Below are 17,885 nucleotides of genomic sequence, written 5' to 3'. Positions count from 1 at the left end.
GCTGAAGGTGGAGTCCGCCGCCAGCCCCAAGGCCTGATTCCCGCTTGAAGCGCCACCCCCGGTTGGTCAATGACTGGCCGGGCGGTGGCGCTTTTTGCTGTTGCCCTCCTCTTTCGGGTTACCGCCCGCTCATCCTCCGACTGCACCCACTAGGCTGGTGCTGCAGCCACATACCCGTCCGGTCGATCACTGGACGCTTCGAGATTGGTCAGAGAGTTTTGAAACTTGAACTCAGAGGGATCACCAAACGCTTCGGGACCCTGCTCGCCAACGACCACATCGACGTGGTGGTTGAGCCCGGACAAATACATTGCCTTCTCGGCGAGAACGGGGCCGGAAAATCCACCCTGATGAATGTGCTGTACGGCCTCTACGAGCCGTCCGAGGGTGAAATCCTCATCGACGATAAAGCGGTGTCCTTCCGCGGACCCGGCGATGCGATGGCCGCCGGGATCGGGATGGTGCACCAGCACTTCATGCTGGTCCCCGTCTTCACGGTGGCCGAGAACGTGGCGCTGGGCGCAGAACCCACCAAGGCCGCCGGCTTCCTCAACCTGGAGGAAACGCGCCGCCGGATCAAGGAAATCTCCGATCAATACGGCTTCGACGTTGATCCGGACGCCCTGGTGGAGGACCTGCCGGTGGGCGTCCAGCAGCGCGTCGAAATCATCAAGGCACTGGTCCGCAACGCCAGGGTCCTGATCCTCGACGAGCCCACGGCCGTCCTGACACCCCAGGAAACTGACGAACTGCTCGACATCATGCGCCAGCTCAAAGCCAGCGGCACGTCCATCGTCTTTATTTCCCACAAGCTGCGGGAAGTAAAGGAAGTCTCGGACACCATCACCGTGATCAGGCGCGGAAAGGTAGTGGGCACTGCGGACCCCGCTGCCCCCACTGCCGAACTCGCCTCCATGATGGTGGGCCGGGCCGTCAGCCTCACCCTGGACAAAGCACCCGCCCAGCCGAAGGAGAAAACCTTCGAAGTCCGGGACCTCACCGTCATCGCTCCCAATGGCCAGCACGTTGTGGACGGCCTCAGCTTCGACATCGCCCGCGGCGAAATCCTGGCAGTAGCCGGCGTGCAGGGCAACGGCCAGACCGAACTCACCGAGGCCATCCTTGGCCTCCAGGACCGGGTCTCCGGATCCATAAGACTGGACGGCAAGGAGCTGCTGGGCCGGTCCGTGAAGGAAGTCCTGCACGCCGGCGTCGGATTCGTGCCGGAAGACCGCAAGGTGGACGGGCTGGTGGGCACTTTCTCCGTGGCTGAGAACCTGGTCCTTGACCTCTATGACAAGCCTCCCTTCGCGAAGGGCATCAGCATGAGCCCGGCGAAGATTCTGGAAAACGCGAAGGCCCGTATCGGCGAATTCGACGTCCGGACGCCCTCGGCCGCTGCCGCCGCAGGTACGTTGTCCGGCGGCAACCAGCAGAAAGTGGTGATGGCGCGCGAGCTCTCCCGCCCTCTGCGGCTGTTCATCGCCTCCCAGCCCACCCGTGGCGTTGATGTGGGGTCCATCGAGTTCCTGCACCGCCGGATCGTCTCAGAGCGGGACCAGGGCACCCCGGTGATGATCATCTCCACCGAGTTGGACGAGGTCATGGAACTGGCCGACCGGATCGCGGTGCTCTACAAAGGCAAGCTGGTGGGCATCGTACCTGCCGGCACCAGCCGCGACGTGCTGGGCCTGATGATGGCGGGAATCCGGCCGGAGGAGCATGCCCATCCAACGGGGCAGGCGTCCTCCGCTGCCACGGCCTCCACTTCCGACGCCGAAGGAGGCGACCATGTCTGACAAGCATCCCCCCAAGCACGCGGCCGGCGACCACAGCGGCAAAGCGCAGGACGCCACACCCGCTGCAGAGGAGACGGCCGCCGTCGTATCCGTTGACACTGCCGGCGGCGCCATGGAGCCCTCCGCCGTTCCGGCCACTGCCCAAAGCGGGCAGCTCCCGGGCGGCCAGGACACGCTGCTCCGCAGGATCTTTACCGGGAGCGGCATGGTCTCGGTCCTAGCCGTACTGCTCGCCCTGGTCATCGGCGGCCTCCTGATAGCCAGCACCGACAAGCAGGTGGCCACCACCTCCACGTACCTCTTTGCACGTCCCACTGATTTCCTGTCAGCGGTCTGGAATGCCGCTACACGCTCGTACGTGGCGCTGTTCCAGGGTTCGGTCTTCAACCCCCGGGGCAACAGTGTTGCGGCCCAGTTCGCACCGTTCATGGAGACGCTCACCATTGCCACGCCGCTGATAACGGCCGGCCTCGGCGTAGCCCTTGCCTTCCGGGCCGGACTCTTCAACATCGGTGCACAGGGACAGATCATCGTGGCCGGCATCCTTGCCGCCTGGGTCGGCTTCGCGCTGCACCTGCCCTTGGGGCTGCACCTGCTGCTGGTCCTGGTGGCCGGCATCATCGGCGGCGCGTTCTGGGGCGGACTGGTGGGGCTGCTTAAAGCGAGGACGGGCGCCCATGAAGTCATCCTGACCATTATGTTCAACTACATCGCGCTGTACTTCCTGCGGTACCTGCTGAACACTCCGGCCTTCCAGCGGCCCGGGGAGACGAACCCCATTTCGCCCATCCTGGATCCCACCGCCGTGTACCCCCAGATCTTCGGCACCCAGTACCGGCTGCACCTGGGCTTCCTCCTGGCCATCGCTGCCACAGTGCTTGTGTGGTGGCTCCTGAACCGCTCCACGGTGGGCTTCGAGTTCCGTGCCGTCGGCGCCAACCCCAAAGCTGCACAAACCGCAGGCATCAACGTGTCCCGCTCCACCATCCTGGTGATGGCCATTGCCGGTGGACTCGCCGGCATGTCAGGCGTCGCCCAGGTGGCAGGCACGGAGAAAGTCCTCACCGATGGAGTGGCAGCCACCTATGGATTCGACGCCATCACCGTTGCCCTGCTGGGACGTTCGACGCCGTGGGGTACCTTCGCTGCCGGCCTGCTGTTCGGCGCCTTCCGCGCCGGGGCCGTCCAGATGCAGATCCAGACCGGAACCCCCATCGATATCGTCCTGGTGGTCCAGTCCCTGATCGTCCTCTTCATTGCGGCTCCGCCGCTGGTCCGGGCCGTCTTCGGCCTGAACCCCCGCCGCAAGAAGCCTGCCCGTGCGGCCAAGTCCCGCCAGGCAGCCACAACAGGAGGTGCAGCATGAGCACAAAAGTATCGTCGCCCCTCCCCGGGAAACCACAGCCGGGTGAAACCTCGGGTGCCACCGGCCCTGCGGCGGTCTCCGCCAAACCGGTAACCTGGCGCACGCCGGTCCTGCTGGCCGCGTTCGGACTGATCGCCCTGATCTTCTTTGGCCTGATGGCACCCAACCAGACCGCCAGTTTCGGCATCTCCACGGGCGAGGACTTTTTCCAGCTGCCAGCCCTGGAGGTGAACGCGTTCGCCGGGGGCATCGCGTTGTCCGTCCTCCTGTTGGGCCTCGCAGCCTACGCGGTGTACCTCAAGACCCAGGACCGGCCCGCCCCGGGCTGGCTGAGCGTTACCTTCATTGTCCTGTTCGTGGCCGCCTTCCTTATCTGGGTGGTGGGCGGTGCCCGCACCCCAAGCATCTCGCTGGCCGGGCTCATTGCCGGGTCCGTCACCCTTGCCGTCCCGCTGGTGTTCGGTTCGCTCTCCGGCGTCCTGTGTGAACGGGTGGGCGTGGTCAACATCGCCATCGAGGGCCAGCTCCTCGGCGGTGCATTCACCGCAGCCATCGTTGCGAGTATGACCCAGAACCCCTTCATCGGGTTGCTGGCCGCCGCCGTGGCCGGTGCCGTCGTCTCCATGGTGCTGGCCCTGTTCAGCATCAAGTACCTCGTCAACCAGATCATCGTGGGCGTGGTGCTGAACGTCCTGGTCTCCGGCGTTACGGGGTTCCTGTTCAGCACTGTTATGCAGGCCAACAAGGCACAGTTCAATTCGCCTCCCGGTCTGGACATCATCGAGATTCCCGTGCTGTCCAGCATCCCCATCATCGGCCCCATCCTTTTCCGCCAATCGCTGGTGGGCTACCTGATGTACATCGCGGTCCTGGTGGTCTGGGTAGGCCTCTTCAAAACCCGTTGGGGCCTGCGGGTACGCGCTGTCGGTGAACACCCGCAGGCGGCCGACACCCTCGGCATCAACGTGAACGCCACCCGGTTCTGGAACGTCACCCTGGGCGGGGCAGTAGCCGGCATCGGCGGGTCCTTTTTCACCCTGGTGGCCATCGACAGCTTCACCAAAGAGATCTCCGGCGGCCGCGGCTTTATCGCGCTGGCTGCCCTCATCTTTGGCCGGTGGAACCCCATCGGTGCTTTCTTCGCCGCCCTGCTCTTCGGGTTCGCAGACAACCTGCAAAGCATCGTGACGATCATCGGCACCCCCGTGCCCAGCCAGTTCATGGCCATGCTGCCCTACCTGGTGACGGTTCTCGCCGTGGCCGGGCTGGTGGGCAAGTCACGAGGGCCGGCAGCCAGCGGCATCCCGTATGTCAAGGGTTGACGGCGTGGCCGCCCGAGGGGACGTGGACTGGCCCGCACTGGAAGCCGCCGCCGTCGAAGCCATGCTAAAGGCGTACACCCCTTACTCCAAGTTCCCGGTCGGGGCGGCAGCCCTGACGTCAGACGGCCGGATCGTCAGCGGCTGCAACGTGGAGAACGCGAGCTATGGCCTCACGCTGTGCGCCGAATGCGCGCTGGTGGGCGACCTGCACATGACCGGCGGCGGCCTGCTCCGCGCGTTCTACTGCGTGGACGGCGCCGGCAACGTCCTGATGCCGTGCGGGCGCTGCCGCCAGCTGCTGTACGAATTCCGTGCCCCCGGCATGGAGCTTATGACCACCCAAGGCATCAAGACCATGGACCAGGTGCTGCCAGACGCCTTCGGTCCCGAACACCTGGAGGAAACCCGGTGACAGACACCCGCGCAGCGAACAACAGGCCAGAAGCGTTCGACGCCGTCGACATCATCCGCATTAAGCGGGATAAAGGCACCCTGAGCCCGGACCAGATCGACTGGACCATTGACGCCTACACGCGGGGAGTCATCGCGGACGAGCAGATGGCCGCCTTGAACATGGCTATCCTGCTCAATGGCATGAACCGCAGCGAAATTGCCCGGTGGACGGCGGCGATGATCGCTTCCGGCGAGCGGATGGACTTTTCCAGCCTGCGCCGCCCGGACGGCGGGCTGAAGTACACCTCGGACAAGCACTCCACCGGAGGCGTGGGGGATAAAATAACCCTGCCGCTGGCGCCATTGGTAGCCGTGTTCGGCGTCGCCGTTCCCCAGCTTTCCGGCCGGGGACTGGGCCACACCGGCGGCACGCTGGACAAGCTGGAGGCCATTCCCGGCTGGCGGGCCTCCCTCAGCAACGAGGAGATACTGGCCCAGCTCCAGGACGTGGGCGCCGTCATCTGCGCAGCGGGCGCGGGCCTGGCCCCGGCGGACAGAAAGCTCTACGCACTCCGAGACGTTACCGGCACGGTCGAGGCCATCCCGCTCATCGCGTCGTCCATCATGAGCAAGAAGATCGCCGAGGGCACCGGCTCGCTGGTCCTGGACGTGAAGGTGGGCAGCGGTGCCTTTATGAAGGATGAAATTAGGGCCCGCGAGCTGGCGGAGACCATGGTGGCGCTTGGTAAGGATGCCGGAGTGAACACCGTGGCCCTCCTCACCAACATGAGCACGCCCCTGGGCCTGACCGCGGGCAACGCCATCGAAGTGGAGGAATCCGTCGAGGTGCTGGCGGGCGGCGGCCCCGGCGATGTGGTGGAGCTGACGGTCCGGCTCGCCGAGGAAATGCTCGCCGCTGCAGGAGTGCACGACGCCGATCCCGCCGCCGCGCTCAAAGACGGCCGTGCCATGGACGTCTGGAACCGGATGATCGAGGCGCAGGGCGGCGACCCGCGGGCCAAGCTGCCGGTGGCCAGGGAGTCTGAGGTGGTATACGCCCCGGCCGACGGGGTGCTGGTGGAACTCGACGCCCTTGCCGTGGGGGTGGCAGCCTGGCGGCTCGGCGCAGGGCGGGCACGGAAGGAAGACGCCGTGCAGGCAGGCGCGGGAGTCCGGATGCATGCCAAGCCCGGCGCCGTGGTGCGGGCGGGAGAGCCCCTGATGACCCTGCTCACGGACACCCCGGAACGGTTTGCCAGAGCCAGGGAAGCACTGGAGACCGCAGCCGTCATCGCACCCGAGGGATCGCGGCCGGCACAGCGGCTGATCATCGACCGCATAGCATAGGGACCCATGCAGGCCATCAATGACTTCATCCTCGCCGCGGCCGGACAGCCCTGGGTGCTGTTCCTTGTCCTGGCCTGCTGCATCATTGACGGCTTCTTTCCGCCCGTACCGAGTGAATCCGTGGTGGTTGGTCTCTCGGCTGTGGCTGCCACCGCTGATGTACCCAACCCCTGGCTCCTGATGCTGGTGGCGGCCCTTGGCGCCTTTACCGGCGACAACATCGCGTACCTGATCGGACGCAGGGTGGGCACCCGGCGCTGGGCATGGATGCGGGGCCCGCGCATGCAAAGCGCCTTCCGGTGGGCAGGCCGGGAGCTGCGCAAACGCCCGGCCTCGCTCATCCTCGTGGCACGGTTCGTACCGATCGGCCGGGTAGCGGTCAACCTCACGGCCGGGGTTACCCATTATCCGCATCTGCGTTTCGTGGGGCTGACCGTCCTCTCGGCCACCCTGTGGGCGGCCTATTCGGTAGGGATCGGGCTGTTCTTCGGCCAGTGGTTTGAAGACAATCACCTCCTTGGCGCCGTCATCGCCATCATCTGCGCAGTGGCGCTCGGGATCGTGGTGGACCTCGTCATCAGCCGGGTTCAGCGAAGGGCGCCCATGGGCAGATGAAGGAACCGGAAGCTTAGTTAAACCGTTGTTCGGGCAGGCAGGGGCGTAGCGTATTGCGCCGCCGTCGTGGGACACTTAGGAACGATTTCCGCTTTGGCTGCGTCACTTTGGTCGATGCCATTTTGCATAGGAGCAAGACCGCGTGGAGTTTATTAATGAGGCCGTGCTCCATGCAGCGGGGCAGTGGTGGATATACCCGGTACTGCTGCTGTTCTTTTTCGTGGACGGCTTCGCCATGGTGGTCCCCAGCGAGACCCTCATCGTGGCCCTTGCGGCGTTCTCCAGGCACAGCGGGGAACCCAATCTCTGGATCCTCGGCATCACCGCGCTGGTCGGCGCCATCGCCGGCGACAACATGGCCTTTATGCTCGGACGCCGGATTGGCCTTAACCGGTGGAAATGGATGCGACGGGCCAAGGTCCAGAAGGCCTTCGGCTGGGCCCGCTATGAACTGGAGAAGCGCGGTGCGGTGCTGATCTTCACGGCCCGCTATATCCCCTGGGGCCGGGTGGCCGTCAACTACGTCGCTGGAAGCACTGGCTTCGCCCACCGCCGCTTCTTCCTGCTGGACGCCTTCGCCTGCATCACGTGGGTGGGTTACTCCATCGGCATCGGCCTGCTGGCCAGTTCCTTCCCGTGGCTGCACCACAACCCCCTGCTCAGTGCGGGGATCGCAGTGGTGTTTGCCATTGTGCTGGGCATCCTCATCGACCACCTGCTCCGGTGGTGGCACAAGCATCTTGCCCGCAATGACGCCAAAGAGGCGGATGAGTGGCTTGACGGCGGTCCGGACGGGGCACGGGACACCCAAACCGGCGGCGCCGCCGTCATGGCACCCGCAGCCGCGGACGGCAAGCCCGCCGCCACCTAGCCGCTGGCATTGAACCCCTGCCCACCCTAAGGTGGGAAGGTGACTGAGCCTATTGTTGACGCTGCCCCTGCCATCGATTTTGACCTGAAAAACCTCCCAAAGGTTTCACTTCACGACCACCTGGACGGAGGACTCCGTCCGGCCACCATCATCGAACTGGCCGAGGCAGTTAACCACACCCTCCCATCGACCGACCCGGTCGCGCTGGGCGAATGGTTCCGCGAGTCCGCAGATTCCGGCTCCCTCGTCCGGTATCTGGAGACGTTCGACCACACCGTGGCCGTGATGCAGACCGCCGAAGGCCTCTTCCGCGTCGCCAAGGAATTCGTTGAGGACCTCGCTGACGACGGCGTGGTGTACGGCGAAGTACGGTGGGCCCCCGAGCAGCACCTGCAGAAGGGCCTCACACTGGACGAAGCCGTGGAAGCGGTGCAGGAAGGCCTTGAGGCCGGCGTCGAGGCCGTAGGGGAGACCGGACGCGAAATCCAGGTGGGCCAGCTCATCACGGCCATGCGCCACGCAGACCGCGGCCAGGAGATCGCTGAACTCGCTGTCCGCCACCGCAACAAAGGCGCCGTGGGGTTTGACATCGCCGGAGCCGAAGACGGCTTCCTGCCCTCGCGCTTCAGGGAGGCCTTCACCTACCTGGCCCAGAACAACTTCCCGGCCACCGTGCATGCGGGCGAGGCTGCCGGCTTGGAAAGCATCCAGTCCGCCCTGGTGGACGGCCGGGCGCTCCGGCTGGGCCACGGCGTCAGGATCGCGGAGGACATCATGGTGGAGTTCGACGACGATGACGAGACCGAGGGCACCATTGGGCTGGTGACGCTCGGCGACCTCTCCAGTTGGGTTCGCGACCGCGGCATTGCCCTGGAAATCTGCCCGTCCTCCAACCTCCAGACCGGTGCGGTCGCCGGGTTCGGCGATGGCATCGAAAGCCACCCGTTGGACATGCTGTACCAGCTGGGCTTCAACGTCACCATCAACACCGACAACCGCCTGATGAGCGGGGTCACCCTGACCGACGAGTTCGACCTCCTGGTGGAGACCTTCGACTACGACCTCGATGACCTGCTGGAGCTGACGCTCAACGCTGCCGAGGCATCCTTCCTGCCGCTGGAGGAAAAGGAAGCCCTGGTGGAGTACATCAACGACGCCTACGCGAACCTTGGCTAACGAGCCGAACCCCGGCAGCTCCCCGGTGGGGGAGCTGGGGGAGCTGGGGGAGCTGCTAGGGATAGTTGCTGCCCTGCGGGAGCACTGCCCCTGGATGGGGGCGCTTACCCATGCGTCGCTGGTGGAGTACCTCCTGGAGGAGGCCTATGAGGTCGCCGAAACGATCGAGGCCGGTACCGGCGGCGGCACCACAACAGAAGCAGCCGACGCCGAACTCCGGGGCGAGCTGGGCGACGTCCTGCTCCAGGTGGTGCTGCACGCCCGGCTTGCCGAGGAGCGCGGCGCCTTCAGGTTCGACGACGTCGCGCGCGGGCTCAGTGCCAAGATGGTCCGCCGGAACCCCCATGTGTTCCGTCCGGACGGCAGCCTGCAGGACACCTTTCCGGCCACCATTGATGAGATCGTGCAAAAGTGGGACGCCGTGAAGCGGGCCGAGCGGCCGGAGCGGCGGGATCCGTTTGAGGGGATCCCGCAGGCCCTCCCGGCGCTGGCCCGGGCGCAGAAGTCCATCGACCGGGCGGTCAGGGCGGGCACTGGCATTCCGCCGTCAGCTCCCATTCCGGGAACGGAAGAAGAGCTCGGCGAGCTGCTGCTCGCCGTCGTGCGTTCCGCCCATGCCAATGGATTCGACGCGGAGCGCGCGCTGCGGGGCGCGGTCCGTGCCTACCAGCAGAGCGTCCCCGAGCAGCACCAACAGAGATAACCGCACCATCATGACGTCCGGGGGCTGGATAGGTTTCCGTAACCCGGACCACTCTCGACTACGCTGGTCCGTGACGAGTACGTCGAGTTTTCAGCTGTATTTTCCCCGTTAATCGCCCATAAGGAGCAAATTCATGGCGCTTATCGATGCCATCCACGCCCGCGAGATTCTTGATTCCCGCGGCAATCCGACAGTAGAAGTTGAAGTACTGCTCTCCGACGGCCAGATCGGCCGCGCTGCAGTCCCGTCCGGTGCCTCCACCGGTGAGCATGAAGCCGTTGAGCTGCGTGACGGCGACAAGGGCCGTTACCTCGGCAAGGGCGTCCAGAAGGCTGTTGACGCCATCATCGACCAGATCGCCCCGGCCCTGACCGGCTTCGACGCCACGGACCAGCGCAGCATCGACCAGGCCATGCTGGACCTTGACGGCACGCCGAACAAGGGCAAGCTGGGCGCAAACGCCATCCTGGGCGTGTCACTGGCCGTTGCGAACGCAGCTGCCGCCTCGGCGGACCTGCCCCTGTACAAGTACCTCGGCGGCCCGAACGCCCACGTCCTGCCGGTTCCGCTGATGAACATCCTCAACGGCGGCTCGCACGCCGATTCCGACGTCGACATCCAGGAATTCATGGTTGTCCCGCTGGGTGCCGAAACCTTCTCCGAAGGCCTGCGCTGGGGCGTTGAGGTTTATCACGCCCTCAAGTCAGTGCTGAAGGAAAAGGGCCTCGCCACCGGCCTGGGCGATGAAGGCGGCTTCGCCCCGAACCTGCCGTCCAACCGTGCAGCCCTGGACCTGATCCAGGAAGCGATCAAGAACGCCGGCTACACCCCGGGCAAGGACATCGCGCTGGCCCTGGACGTTGCCTCCTCCGAGTTCTTCACCGACGGCGCCTACCAGTTCGAAGGCAAGTCGCTGACCTCCGCCGAGATGAGCGCGTACTACACCGAACTCGTCGCTGACTACCCGCTGGTCTCCATCGAAGACCCGCTGGACGAAAATGACTGGGACGGCTGGAAGACCCTCACCGACTCCATCGGTGACAAGGTGCAGCTGGTGGGCGATGACCTGTTCGTCACCAACCCCTCCATCCTGCAGCGCGGCATCGACACCAAGACCGCCAACTCGCTGCTGGTCAAGGTCAACCAGATCGGTTCCCTCACCGAAACGCTTGACGCCGTGAGCCTCGCCCAGCGCGCCGGCTACACCACCATCACCTCGCACCGCTCCGGCGAAACCGAGGACACCACCATCGCCGACATCTCGGTAGCCACCAATGCCGGCCAGATCAAGACCGGCGCACCGGCCCGCTCAGAGCGCGTTGCCAAGTACAACCAGTTGCTGCGCATCGAAGAGGAACTGGACGACGCCGCCCGCTATGCAGGCCGCAGCGCGTTCCCGCGTTTCAAGGGCTAGTAGCCGCATAAACGGCGAAGCGGTGGCTATGGTTGAAAGACCATAGCCACCGTTGTTGTTTCGGCAGTATTAGTTTCAGCCCAGCTAGTGGCGGCCCAGGCAGGCTGCGCGTTTCAGGAGTGTCATGGCTACCCGCCGTCCCAAAGTCCCAAAGGTCGCCTCTTCCCGTTCGGGCACAACGCGGTCAGGCCAGGAAACGGACGGCGACGCCGATGTCATCCGGGCGGATTTCGGTTCCGCCACGGAAAAGCCAGGCACTGACGGCGCCGCCGGGAAAGCTGCGGCACCGACGGCGGGCAACTCAGTGGGTGGCCACCCGCAGGCTTCCAGGAATGCTCCGGGACCGCACGGCGTCACCCCGCCTGCAGGCGGTGGGAAGGGGAGCAGTGCCCCAGACGCCTCCCATGCGGCCGGCTCCGAAACGCCCGAAGACCAACAGCCCGTCCCGGCAAAGGCGTTTTCCGGACGGATGCTCGCGCTGGCCGTGGTCATGATAGCCATCACCATCATGCTGGCGCCCACGGTGAAGATTTTCTTCGACAAGAGGGCTGAAATCGCAGCCCTGAACGCAGACATTGCCGCGCGCGCGGCCGAAGGCGACAGCCTGCGGCAGCAGGTTTCCCGCTGGCAGGACCCCAACTACGTGAAACAGCAGGCCCGTGACCGCATTAACATGGTTATGCCGGGTGAAGCCGGCTACTGGGTCTTCGGCAGCGATCTGCCGGCCGGAGAGAGCAGTAGCCAGACCGGCGCAGCAGCACAAGACCCCGCCGATCTGCCGTGGGTGGATTCCCTGTGGGAGTCCATCACGCGCGCGGCCACAGACTGAACCGCAAAAGGAAGGACGGCCCGCGACAGTGGAACCCAACACGCCAGCCGCCCGGGACGAATCCCGCCAGCCATCACCGCGAGACCTGGAAGTACTGAGCCGACAGCTGGGACGGCCGGTCCGTGACGTGGTGGAGATTCCCGCGCGCTGCGTCTGCGGCAACCCGCTGGTGGCCGCCACCGCTCCCCGTCTCGGCAACGGAACCCCGTTCCCCACCACCTTCTACCTGACGCATCCGGTCATTACATCTGCGGTTTCGCGGCTCGAAGCCGCGGGCGTGATGAACGTGATGAACGAGCAACTGGCCGGCGATGATGTACTGGCCGCAGCGTACCGCTCCGCGCACAACGCTTACCTGGAGGCACGCTCGGACATCGGTGAACGCTCCGGCATCGGAGCCGTCCCAGAAATCGACGGGATCTCCGCCGGCGGCATGCCCACCCGCGTCAAGTGCTTGCATGTGCTGGTGGGGCATTCACTCGCGGCGGGGCCGGGAGTCAACCCACTGGGGGACCAGGCCCTGTCAGCAATCAGCGAGTGGTGGACCTCGGACAGGTGCTACTGCGAAGGCGCATGGGACACCACCGGGGAAGCCCCGTCCCGGGACCTCAGCCGCCACGGGCCGCAGGGGCTGCCGGATATCGTAGGCCGGCCCGCGCCGGTTCGGAAGACCTCCGGTACCGCAGAGGCCGGGGAATGACGCGCGTCGCCGCCATCGACTGCGGCACCAACTCCATCCGCCTCCTTATCGCCGATGTCGAATGCAGCAACGGGACCACCCGCCTCAAGGACGTCGTGCGCGAGATGCGGGTGGTGCGGCTGGGCCAGGGAGTGGACGCGACCGGCGAACTGGCTCCCGAGGCGCTGGAACGTACCTTTGCGGCGGCCGGCGAGTACGCCCGCCTGATCCGTGAGCACGGTGCCCAAAAGCTGCGTTTCGTTGCCACCTCCGCCAGCCGCGACGCGCGGAACCGGGACGTCTTCGTGGGCGGCATCCGGGAACTCCTTGGGGTGGAACCTGAGGTCATCTCCGGCGACGAGGAAGCCGCGCTGTCCTTTGCCGGTGCCAGCAGCGTCCTGCCCATCCTGGACGGCCAGGAGGTGCTGGTGGTTGACTTGGGCGGCGGAAGCACCGAATTCGTCCTGGGCACGGCAGCCGGGGTAACGGCAGCCAAGTCTGTGGACATCGGCTGTGTGAGGCTGACCGAACGGCATCTGCGCCAGGACCCGCCCACTCCCGAACAGATAGCCGCTGCGGAAGCTGATGTGGACGCCGCCATCGCCCGCGCTGGGCAGGACGTTCCGCTGGAACGCGCCACCGCCGTCGTCGGGGTTGCCGGTTCCATCACCACCATCACTGCACACGCGCTCCGGCTGACCGAATATTCGCCCAACGCCATCCACGGGACTGAACTGCCCCTGGATACAGTCCGGGACGCCGCTACGGATCTCCTCACCATGGCCCGCTCGGACCGCGCCGCGCTGCCCTACATGCACCCGGGCCGGGTGGATGTCATCGGCGCAGGCGGGCTGGTCTGGCGCCGCATCCTTGAGCAGCTGGCTGCCTTGACCGGTGGGCGCATCGCAACAGCCACCGCCAGCGAACACGACATCCTCGACGGCATCGCCCTGAGCATCGGCTGACGGCCCATGCAGAAACACACCATGGGAATGAGGACACAGCTTGGCCGGGGCGGCGCAGCCCTGCTCGCGCTGGTCCTGGCAGGCGGCTGCCTCATCAACGGCCTATTCACAGCCACCGCCTCGCACGCGGACGAATGGCGCGACAAACAGTACTGGCTGGCCGAGGCCGGCATCACCAAGGCGTGGGAGGTTTCCAAGGGCGCCGGAGTGAAAGTTGCCGTCATAGACAGCGGTGTGGACGCCCGGCATCCCGACCTGAAGGGAGCCGTGACCGGCGGTTACGACGCCTCCGGTTCCGGCCAGCCCGATGGACAAAAGGGCGTGGGCTCCAAAACCGAACACGGCACCCTTGTGGCCACCATGCTGGCAGGACGCGGCCATCAGCCCGCGGACGCCACTGCCAGTCCATCACCCGGCCCCGCAGCGCTGCCGCCGGACGGAATCGTAGGCGTCGCCCCGGAGGCCCAGATTCTTGCTGTGTCCACGTGGCTGGGCTCAACGAACCCCTCAGGCAAGAGCGACCAGGACCAGATTCCCGAGGCAGTCCGCTGGGCGGTGGACAACGGCGCCAAGGTCATCAACATTTCCCTGGGCAGCACCACCCCGCAGTGGCCGCAGAGCTGGGACGCCGCTTTTCTCTACGCCGAGCAAAAAGACGTAGTGATCGTGGCTGCGGCCGGCAACCGGGTGGGTGGCAACATGCAAGTTGGTGCTCCCGCCACCATTCCGGGGGTCCTCACCGTCGCCGGCCTGGACCGCAAGGGCGCGGCCAGCGTTGACGCGTCTTCGCAGGGGATCAGTATCGGCGTTGCGGCCCCGGCGGAAAACCTTCTCGGCGGCGTTCCCGGCGGCGGCTATGCGGAATGGGCAGGAACCTCCGGTGCCACGCCCATTGTTGCCGGCGTTGCGGCGTTGATCCGGTCCAAGTGGCCGTCCATGTCCGCCGAGCAGGTCATTAACAGAATAGTGTCAACGGCAAAGGACGCCGGAGACCCCGGCAAAGATCCCCTCTACGGCTTCGGCGTGCTCGACGCCGAGGCAGCTTTGAAGGCCACAGTCCCCGAAGTCAGCGCCAACCCGCTGGGGTCCATCGCCGAATGGATCCGCGTGCACCGGCGGGGCAACCTGGCCACTCCGGCTCCGCTTCCTACTTCGGAGGTTCCCAGTGCGATGCCAACTTTGCCGGAGGCAACTGTCCCTGCGGCCGAGGCGCCGTCGCAGCGGGACAGTGCCCTCGGCGCCGCCGTCGTGATCGGGTTCAGCCTGTTGTTCGTGGCGATCATCGCGGCAGCCGTTATTCAACTCCGGCGGGCGGCAAGGAGCCCGGCAGGGGTGGCCGAGGAGCCCGATGCCGGTGTGATGGACAGTGTGGATTCCGGCCGCAAAACCTGAGGGGGAAAGGCTGTCCGGCAGTTAGTGAAGACTTTCACAAACTGCTGTATCCTTAAATTATGGCAACCACCCCAGAGCTCCAGGACCGTCCCCGGGTACTCGTCGTCGGCGGCGGGTACGTCGGCCTGTACGTAGCACTCAAACTGCAGAAGAAGATCGCGAATGCCGGTGGCATCGTCACCCTCGTGGATCCACTGCCCTACATGACCTACCAGCCGTTCCTGCCCGAGGTGGCCGGCGGCAACATCGAGGCGCGCCATGCCGTGGTCTCCCACCGCAAGCACCTCAAGCAGACTGAACTGATCCAGGGCCGCGTGACGTCGATCGACCACGCCAACCGCACAGCTGTGGTGGCTCCGGCCGACGGCGGCCCCCACTTCGAGGTGCCCTACTTCGACGTCGTGATGGCCGCAGGTGCCATCACCCGTACGTTCCCCATCAAGGGCCTCGCGGACAAGGGCATCGGCCTGAAGACCATCGAGGAAGCCGTTGCCCTCCGCAACAAGGTCCTGGAGCGCATCGAAGTTGCTTCCACCATGACCGACCCCGCTGCCCGCGCCAAGGCCCTTACCTTCGTTGTGGTGGGCGGCGGGTTCGCCGGCATCGAGTGCATCACCGAAATGGAAGACCTCGCCCGGGCCGCCGTGCGGAACAACCCGCGCATCAAGCAGGAGGAAGTCCGCTTCGTCCTGGTTGAAGCAATGGGCCGGATCATGCCGGAAGTTACCGCCAAGCAGGCGGAATGGGTTGTGGAGCACCTCCGCAGCCGCGGCATCGAGGTACTCCTCAACACGTCACTGGACAATGCTGAGGGCACCCTCAAGCTCATCAACCTCCCGGACAAGACCCCCGCGCAGGAGTTCGAAACGGACACCCTCGTGTGGACCGCCGGAGTCCAGGCCAACCCCATGGTCCGGTCCACCGACTTCCCGCTCGAGCCGCGCGGCCGCGTCCGCGTCCTGCCGGACCTCCGGGTTGCCGGCGATGAAGGCATCGTCGATAACGCCTGGGCAGCCGGTGACGTCGCCGCTGTTCCCGACCTCACCGGCAAGGGCCTTCCCGACGGCACCTGCGTCCCCAACGCCCAGCACGCGCTCCGCCAGGCAAAGCGCCTCGCCAAGAACCTGTGGGCTTCCCGCTGGGACAAGCCGCTGAAGGACTACAAGCACAAGAACCTCGGTGCTGTTGCCGGTTTCGGCGAATGGAAGGGTGTTGCCAACATCAACCTCGTGGGCAGCATTGGGCTCAAGGGCGGACTCGCTTGGCTCGCGCACCGTGGCTACCACGGCCTGGCCATGCCCACGTTCGAGCGCAAGTTCCGCGTGATCCTCAACTGGATCCTGAGCTTCTTCGCAGGCCGCGACACCACGCAGCTGATGGACCTGGACAATCCCCGCGGTGCCTTCGTGGCAGCAGCTACCCCGGCTCCAAAGCCGGCCGCCGCACCTGCTGCGGACACCCCTGCCCCGGTGGCCGGCGGCTCCGGTTCCACCGCGCAGACCAAGGTGGATCCAAAGGAAACGGTCACGGCCAACGCCAAGTAGAACGGCCCTGCTTTAGCGCACGACGGCGACTGTCCCCTTCCGGGGATGGTCGCCGTTTGCCTTTGCCCGGCTGTCTCAGCGCGGCTGGCCAGGCGCGGCTCCCTAGGCGCGGCTCCTAAGCCCGGCAGCGGGCCGCGCCTTCTAGACTGGGCAGCATGACTGGCGAGAAGAACCTCCGTGCCCTGCTGGCAGGGATGCACCCGGTGCGGCGGCCCGGCGAATACGTTTACGTCCTGTGGCCGCACGGACGGCCCCTGGCGGCCGGCGTCGAAGCGGCTGTCAGGGAAGCCGAGGGCCTCACTGTGGTCCTGCCCCGATCGGAGGCGGACAAGGAAGGCCTGACCTACGACTTCGTGGGCGCGTGGATCACCTTGCAGATCCACTCGGCCCTGGAGGCCGTGGGATTGACCGCGGCCGTCAGCAGGGCCCTCACGGATGCCAGGATCAGCTGCAATGTACTGGCCGGGTTCCACCACGACCACCTGCTGGTCCCGGTTGCCGACGCGCCACGCGCCCTTGAGGTGCTCTCTGAACTCGCCGGGCAGGGCCGGCAGGTGCAGGATGCGCAGCTGCCCGGGCCCGGTCTGGTGCTGCGCGACGAGACTCCAGCCGACCGGGACGCGATCCTCGCCCTGACAGCCGACGCCTTCGCCATCTCACCTACCACCGGGCTTCCGGCGGGCGGGAAACCGGTTGAAGTCAACGTGCTCCGCGAACTCTTTGACGCTAAGGAGTACCTCCCGGAGTTCAGCGTGGTTGCGGTCCTTGACGGCGAAGTGGTGGGGCACGTGATCAGCACCCGCGGGTGGGTGGGGGACCAGGAACTTTTAGGCCTCGGGCCCATCGGAGTCGTGCCGCGGCTCCAGCGGCAGGGCATCGGTTCCGCCCTGATGAAGGAGAGCATCGCCAGGGCCAACGCCGCGGGGGAGATCGGCATCGCACTGCTGGGCAGCCCCGACTACTACTCCCGCTTCGGTTTCGTCCCGGCCGCCACGCTGGGTGTGTTTCCGCCGGAGGAGGCCTGGGGCGATAATTTCCAGCTTCTGCCGCTCGCCCTGTGGCACGGTGGGCTCCGGGGGACCTTCCGGTATGCCGAACCGTTCACGCGTCTCTGACGGGATACCATGGAGCCGTTGCCCCAGTAGCCCAATTGGCAGAGGCAGCGGACTTAAAATCCGCGTGTTGTGGGTTCGAGTCCCACCTGGGGTACTTGGCAAACCTGGCGCAGAGTGCCGGGCTGGAGAGGAAGCCGTCCGTAACGCGGGCGGCTTCCCCCATTTAATTCCACATATGCAACGACTGTTATGAGGATGTGATCTCAGTCACTTATCTTCGCCCCCGTTATGCACTAGCTTGAAGCTAAATCAGGAACACCTGATTTTTCGTGTCAAAGGCCGTTCGCACCTTTAGATCGAGGAGCTCGTAAATGACTTTATTCCCCCAGGCGGGAACCCGCGTTGCCAAGCTGAC

Annotated in this window: 16 protein-coding genes and 1 tRNA gene; all 17 read left to right on the top strand. The window is 65.7% G+C overall.

Features of this window, described 5'->3' with window-relative positions; genetic code table 11:
• The first annotated feature begins 218 nt into the window (after positions 1-218).
• The 17 genes from AC5RWX_RS21435 to AC5RWX_RS21355 all read left to right on the top strand — a co-directional run bounded on the left by AC5RWX_RS21435 (position 219) and on the right by AC5RWX_RS21355 (position 17,624).
• The gene (locus tag AC5RWX_RS21435) at positions 219-1,799 is read left to right on the top strand and encodes an ABC transporter ATP-binding protein (protein ID WP_494098323.1); all 1,581 of its coding nucleotides are present in this window, start codon (positions 219-221) and stop codon (positions 1,797-1,799) included.
• Positions 1,792-3,165 carry an ABC transporter permease gene (locus tag AC5RWX_RS21430; protein ID WP_494098322.1) on the top strand — a complete coding sequence of 458 codons (1,374 nt, stop codon included), beginning with the start codon at positions 1,792-1,794 and terminating at the stop codon, positions 3,163-3,165. Before AC5RWX_RS21435 ends, AC5RWX_RS21430 begins: the two co-directional genes overlap by 8 nt.
• Positions 3,162-4,487, top strand: coding sequence for an ABC transporter permease (locus AC5RWX_RS21425; RefSeq protein WP_494098321.1), 1,326 nt, complete (start codon positions 3,162-3,164; stop codon positions 4,485-4,487). The genes AC5RWX_RS21430 and AC5RWX_RS21425 overlap by 4 nt, the downstream gene beginning before the upstream one ends.
• Positions 4,474-4,899, top strand: coding sequence for a cytidine deaminase (locus tag AC5RWX_RS21420; protein WP_494098320.1), 426 nt, complete (start codon positions 4,474-4,476; stop codon positions 4,897-4,899). Before AC5RWX_RS21425 ends, AC5RWX_RS21420 begins: the two co-directional genes overlap by 14 nt.
• Positions 4,896-6,227, top strand: coding sequence for a thymidine phosphorylase (locus AC5RWX_RS21415; protein WP_494098319.1), 1,332 nt, complete (start codon positions 4,896-4,898; stop codon positions 6,225-6,227). Before AC5RWX_RS21420 ends, AC5RWX_RS21415 begins: the two co-directional genes overlap by 4 nt.
• A gap of 6 nt (positions 6,228-6,233) precedes the next feature.
• On the top strand, positions 6,234-6,842 hold the full coding sequence (locus tag AC5RWX_RS21410) for a DedA family protein (protein ID WP_494098318.1): 609 nt from the start codon (positions 6,234-6,236) through the stop codon (positions 6,840-6,842).
• Positions 6,843-6,984: 142 nt separating this feature from the next.
• Positions 6,985-7,713, top strand: a complete 729-nt coding sequence (locus tag AC5RWX_RS21405) for a DedA family protein (protein ID WP_494098317.1) — start codon at positions 6,985-6,987, stop codon at positions 7,711-7,713.
• A 39-nt stretch (positions 7,714-7,752) separates the two neighbouring features.
• Complete coding sequence (locus AC5RWX_RS21400; RefSeq protein ID WP_494098316.1) at positions 7,753-8,889, top strand: adenosine deaminase; 1,137 nt, start codon at positions 7,753-7,755, stop codon at positions 8,887-8,889.
• A gap of 94 nt (positions 8,890-8,983) precedes the next feature.
• Positions 8,984-9,592 carry a MazG nucleotide pyrophosphohydrolase domain-containing protein gene (locus AC5RWX_RS21395; RefSeq protein ID WP_494098325.1) on the top strand — a complete coding sequence of 203 codons (609 nt, stop codon included), beginning with the start codon at positions 8,984-8,986 and terminating at the stop codon, positions 9,590-9,592.
• A 133-nt stretch (positions 9,593-9,725) separates the two neighbouring features.
• Complete coding sequence (eno, locus tag AC5RWX_RS21390) at positions 9,726-11,006, top strand: phosphopyruvate hydratase (RefSeq protein ID WP_079595716.1); 1,281 nt, start codon at positions 9,726-9,728, stop codon at positions 11,004-11,006.
• Between the two features lie 124 nt (positions 11,007-11,130).
• A complete protein-coding gene (locus AC5RWX_RS21385) occupies positions 11,131-11,835 on the top strand; it encodes an FtsB family cell division protein (RefSeq protein ID WP_494098315.1) in 705 nt (234 codons plus the stop codon).
• Positions 11,836-11,863: 28 nt separating this feature from the next.
• A complete protein-coding gene (locus AC5RWX_RS21380) occupies positions 11,864-12,535 on the top strand; it encodes a DUF501 domain-containing protein (RefSeq protein ID WP_494098314.1) in 672 nt (223 codons plus the stop codon).
• The gene (locus tag AC5RWX_RS21375) at positions 12,532-13,479 is read left to right on the top strand and encodes a Ppx/GppA phosphatase family protein (RefSeq protein ID WP_494098313.1); all 948 of its coding nucleotides are present in this window, start codon (positions 12,532-12,534) and stop codon (positions 13,477-13,479) included. The genes AC5RWX_RS21380 and AC5RWX_RS21375 overlap by 4 nt, the downstream gene beginning before the upstream one ends.
• A gap of 27 nt (positions 13,480-13,506) precedes the next feature.
• Positions 13,507-14,871, top strand: a complete 1,365-nt coding sequence (locus AC5RWX_RS21370; protein WP_494098324.1) for a S8 family serine peptidase — start codon at positions 13,507-13,509, stop codon at positions 14,869-14,871.
• A gap of 59 nt (positions 14,872-14,930) precedes the next feature.
• A complete protein-coding gene (locus tag AC5RWX_RS21365; RefSeq protein ID WP_494098312.1) occupies positions 14,931-16,415 on the top strand; it encodes an NAD(P)/FAD-dependent oxidoreductase in 1,485 nt (494 codons plus the stop codon).
• A 155-nt stretch (positions 16,416-16,570) separates the two neighbouring features.
• Complete coding sequence (locus AC5RWX_RS21360; protein ID WP_494098311.1) at positions 16,571-17,530, top strand: N-acetyltransferase; 960 nt, start codon at positions 16,571-16,573, stop codon at positions 17,528-17,530.
• Positions 17,531-17,550: 20 nt separating this feature from the next.
• Positions 17,551-17,624, top strand: a tRNA-Leu gene (locus AC5RWX_RS21355).
• The last annotated feature ends 261 nt before the right edge of the window (positions 17,625-17,885 follow it).

This window comes from Arthrobacter sp. SPT-J7 (assembly GCF_059089965.1).
This window is presented reverse-complemented; position numbering and strand designations above follow the sequence as displayed.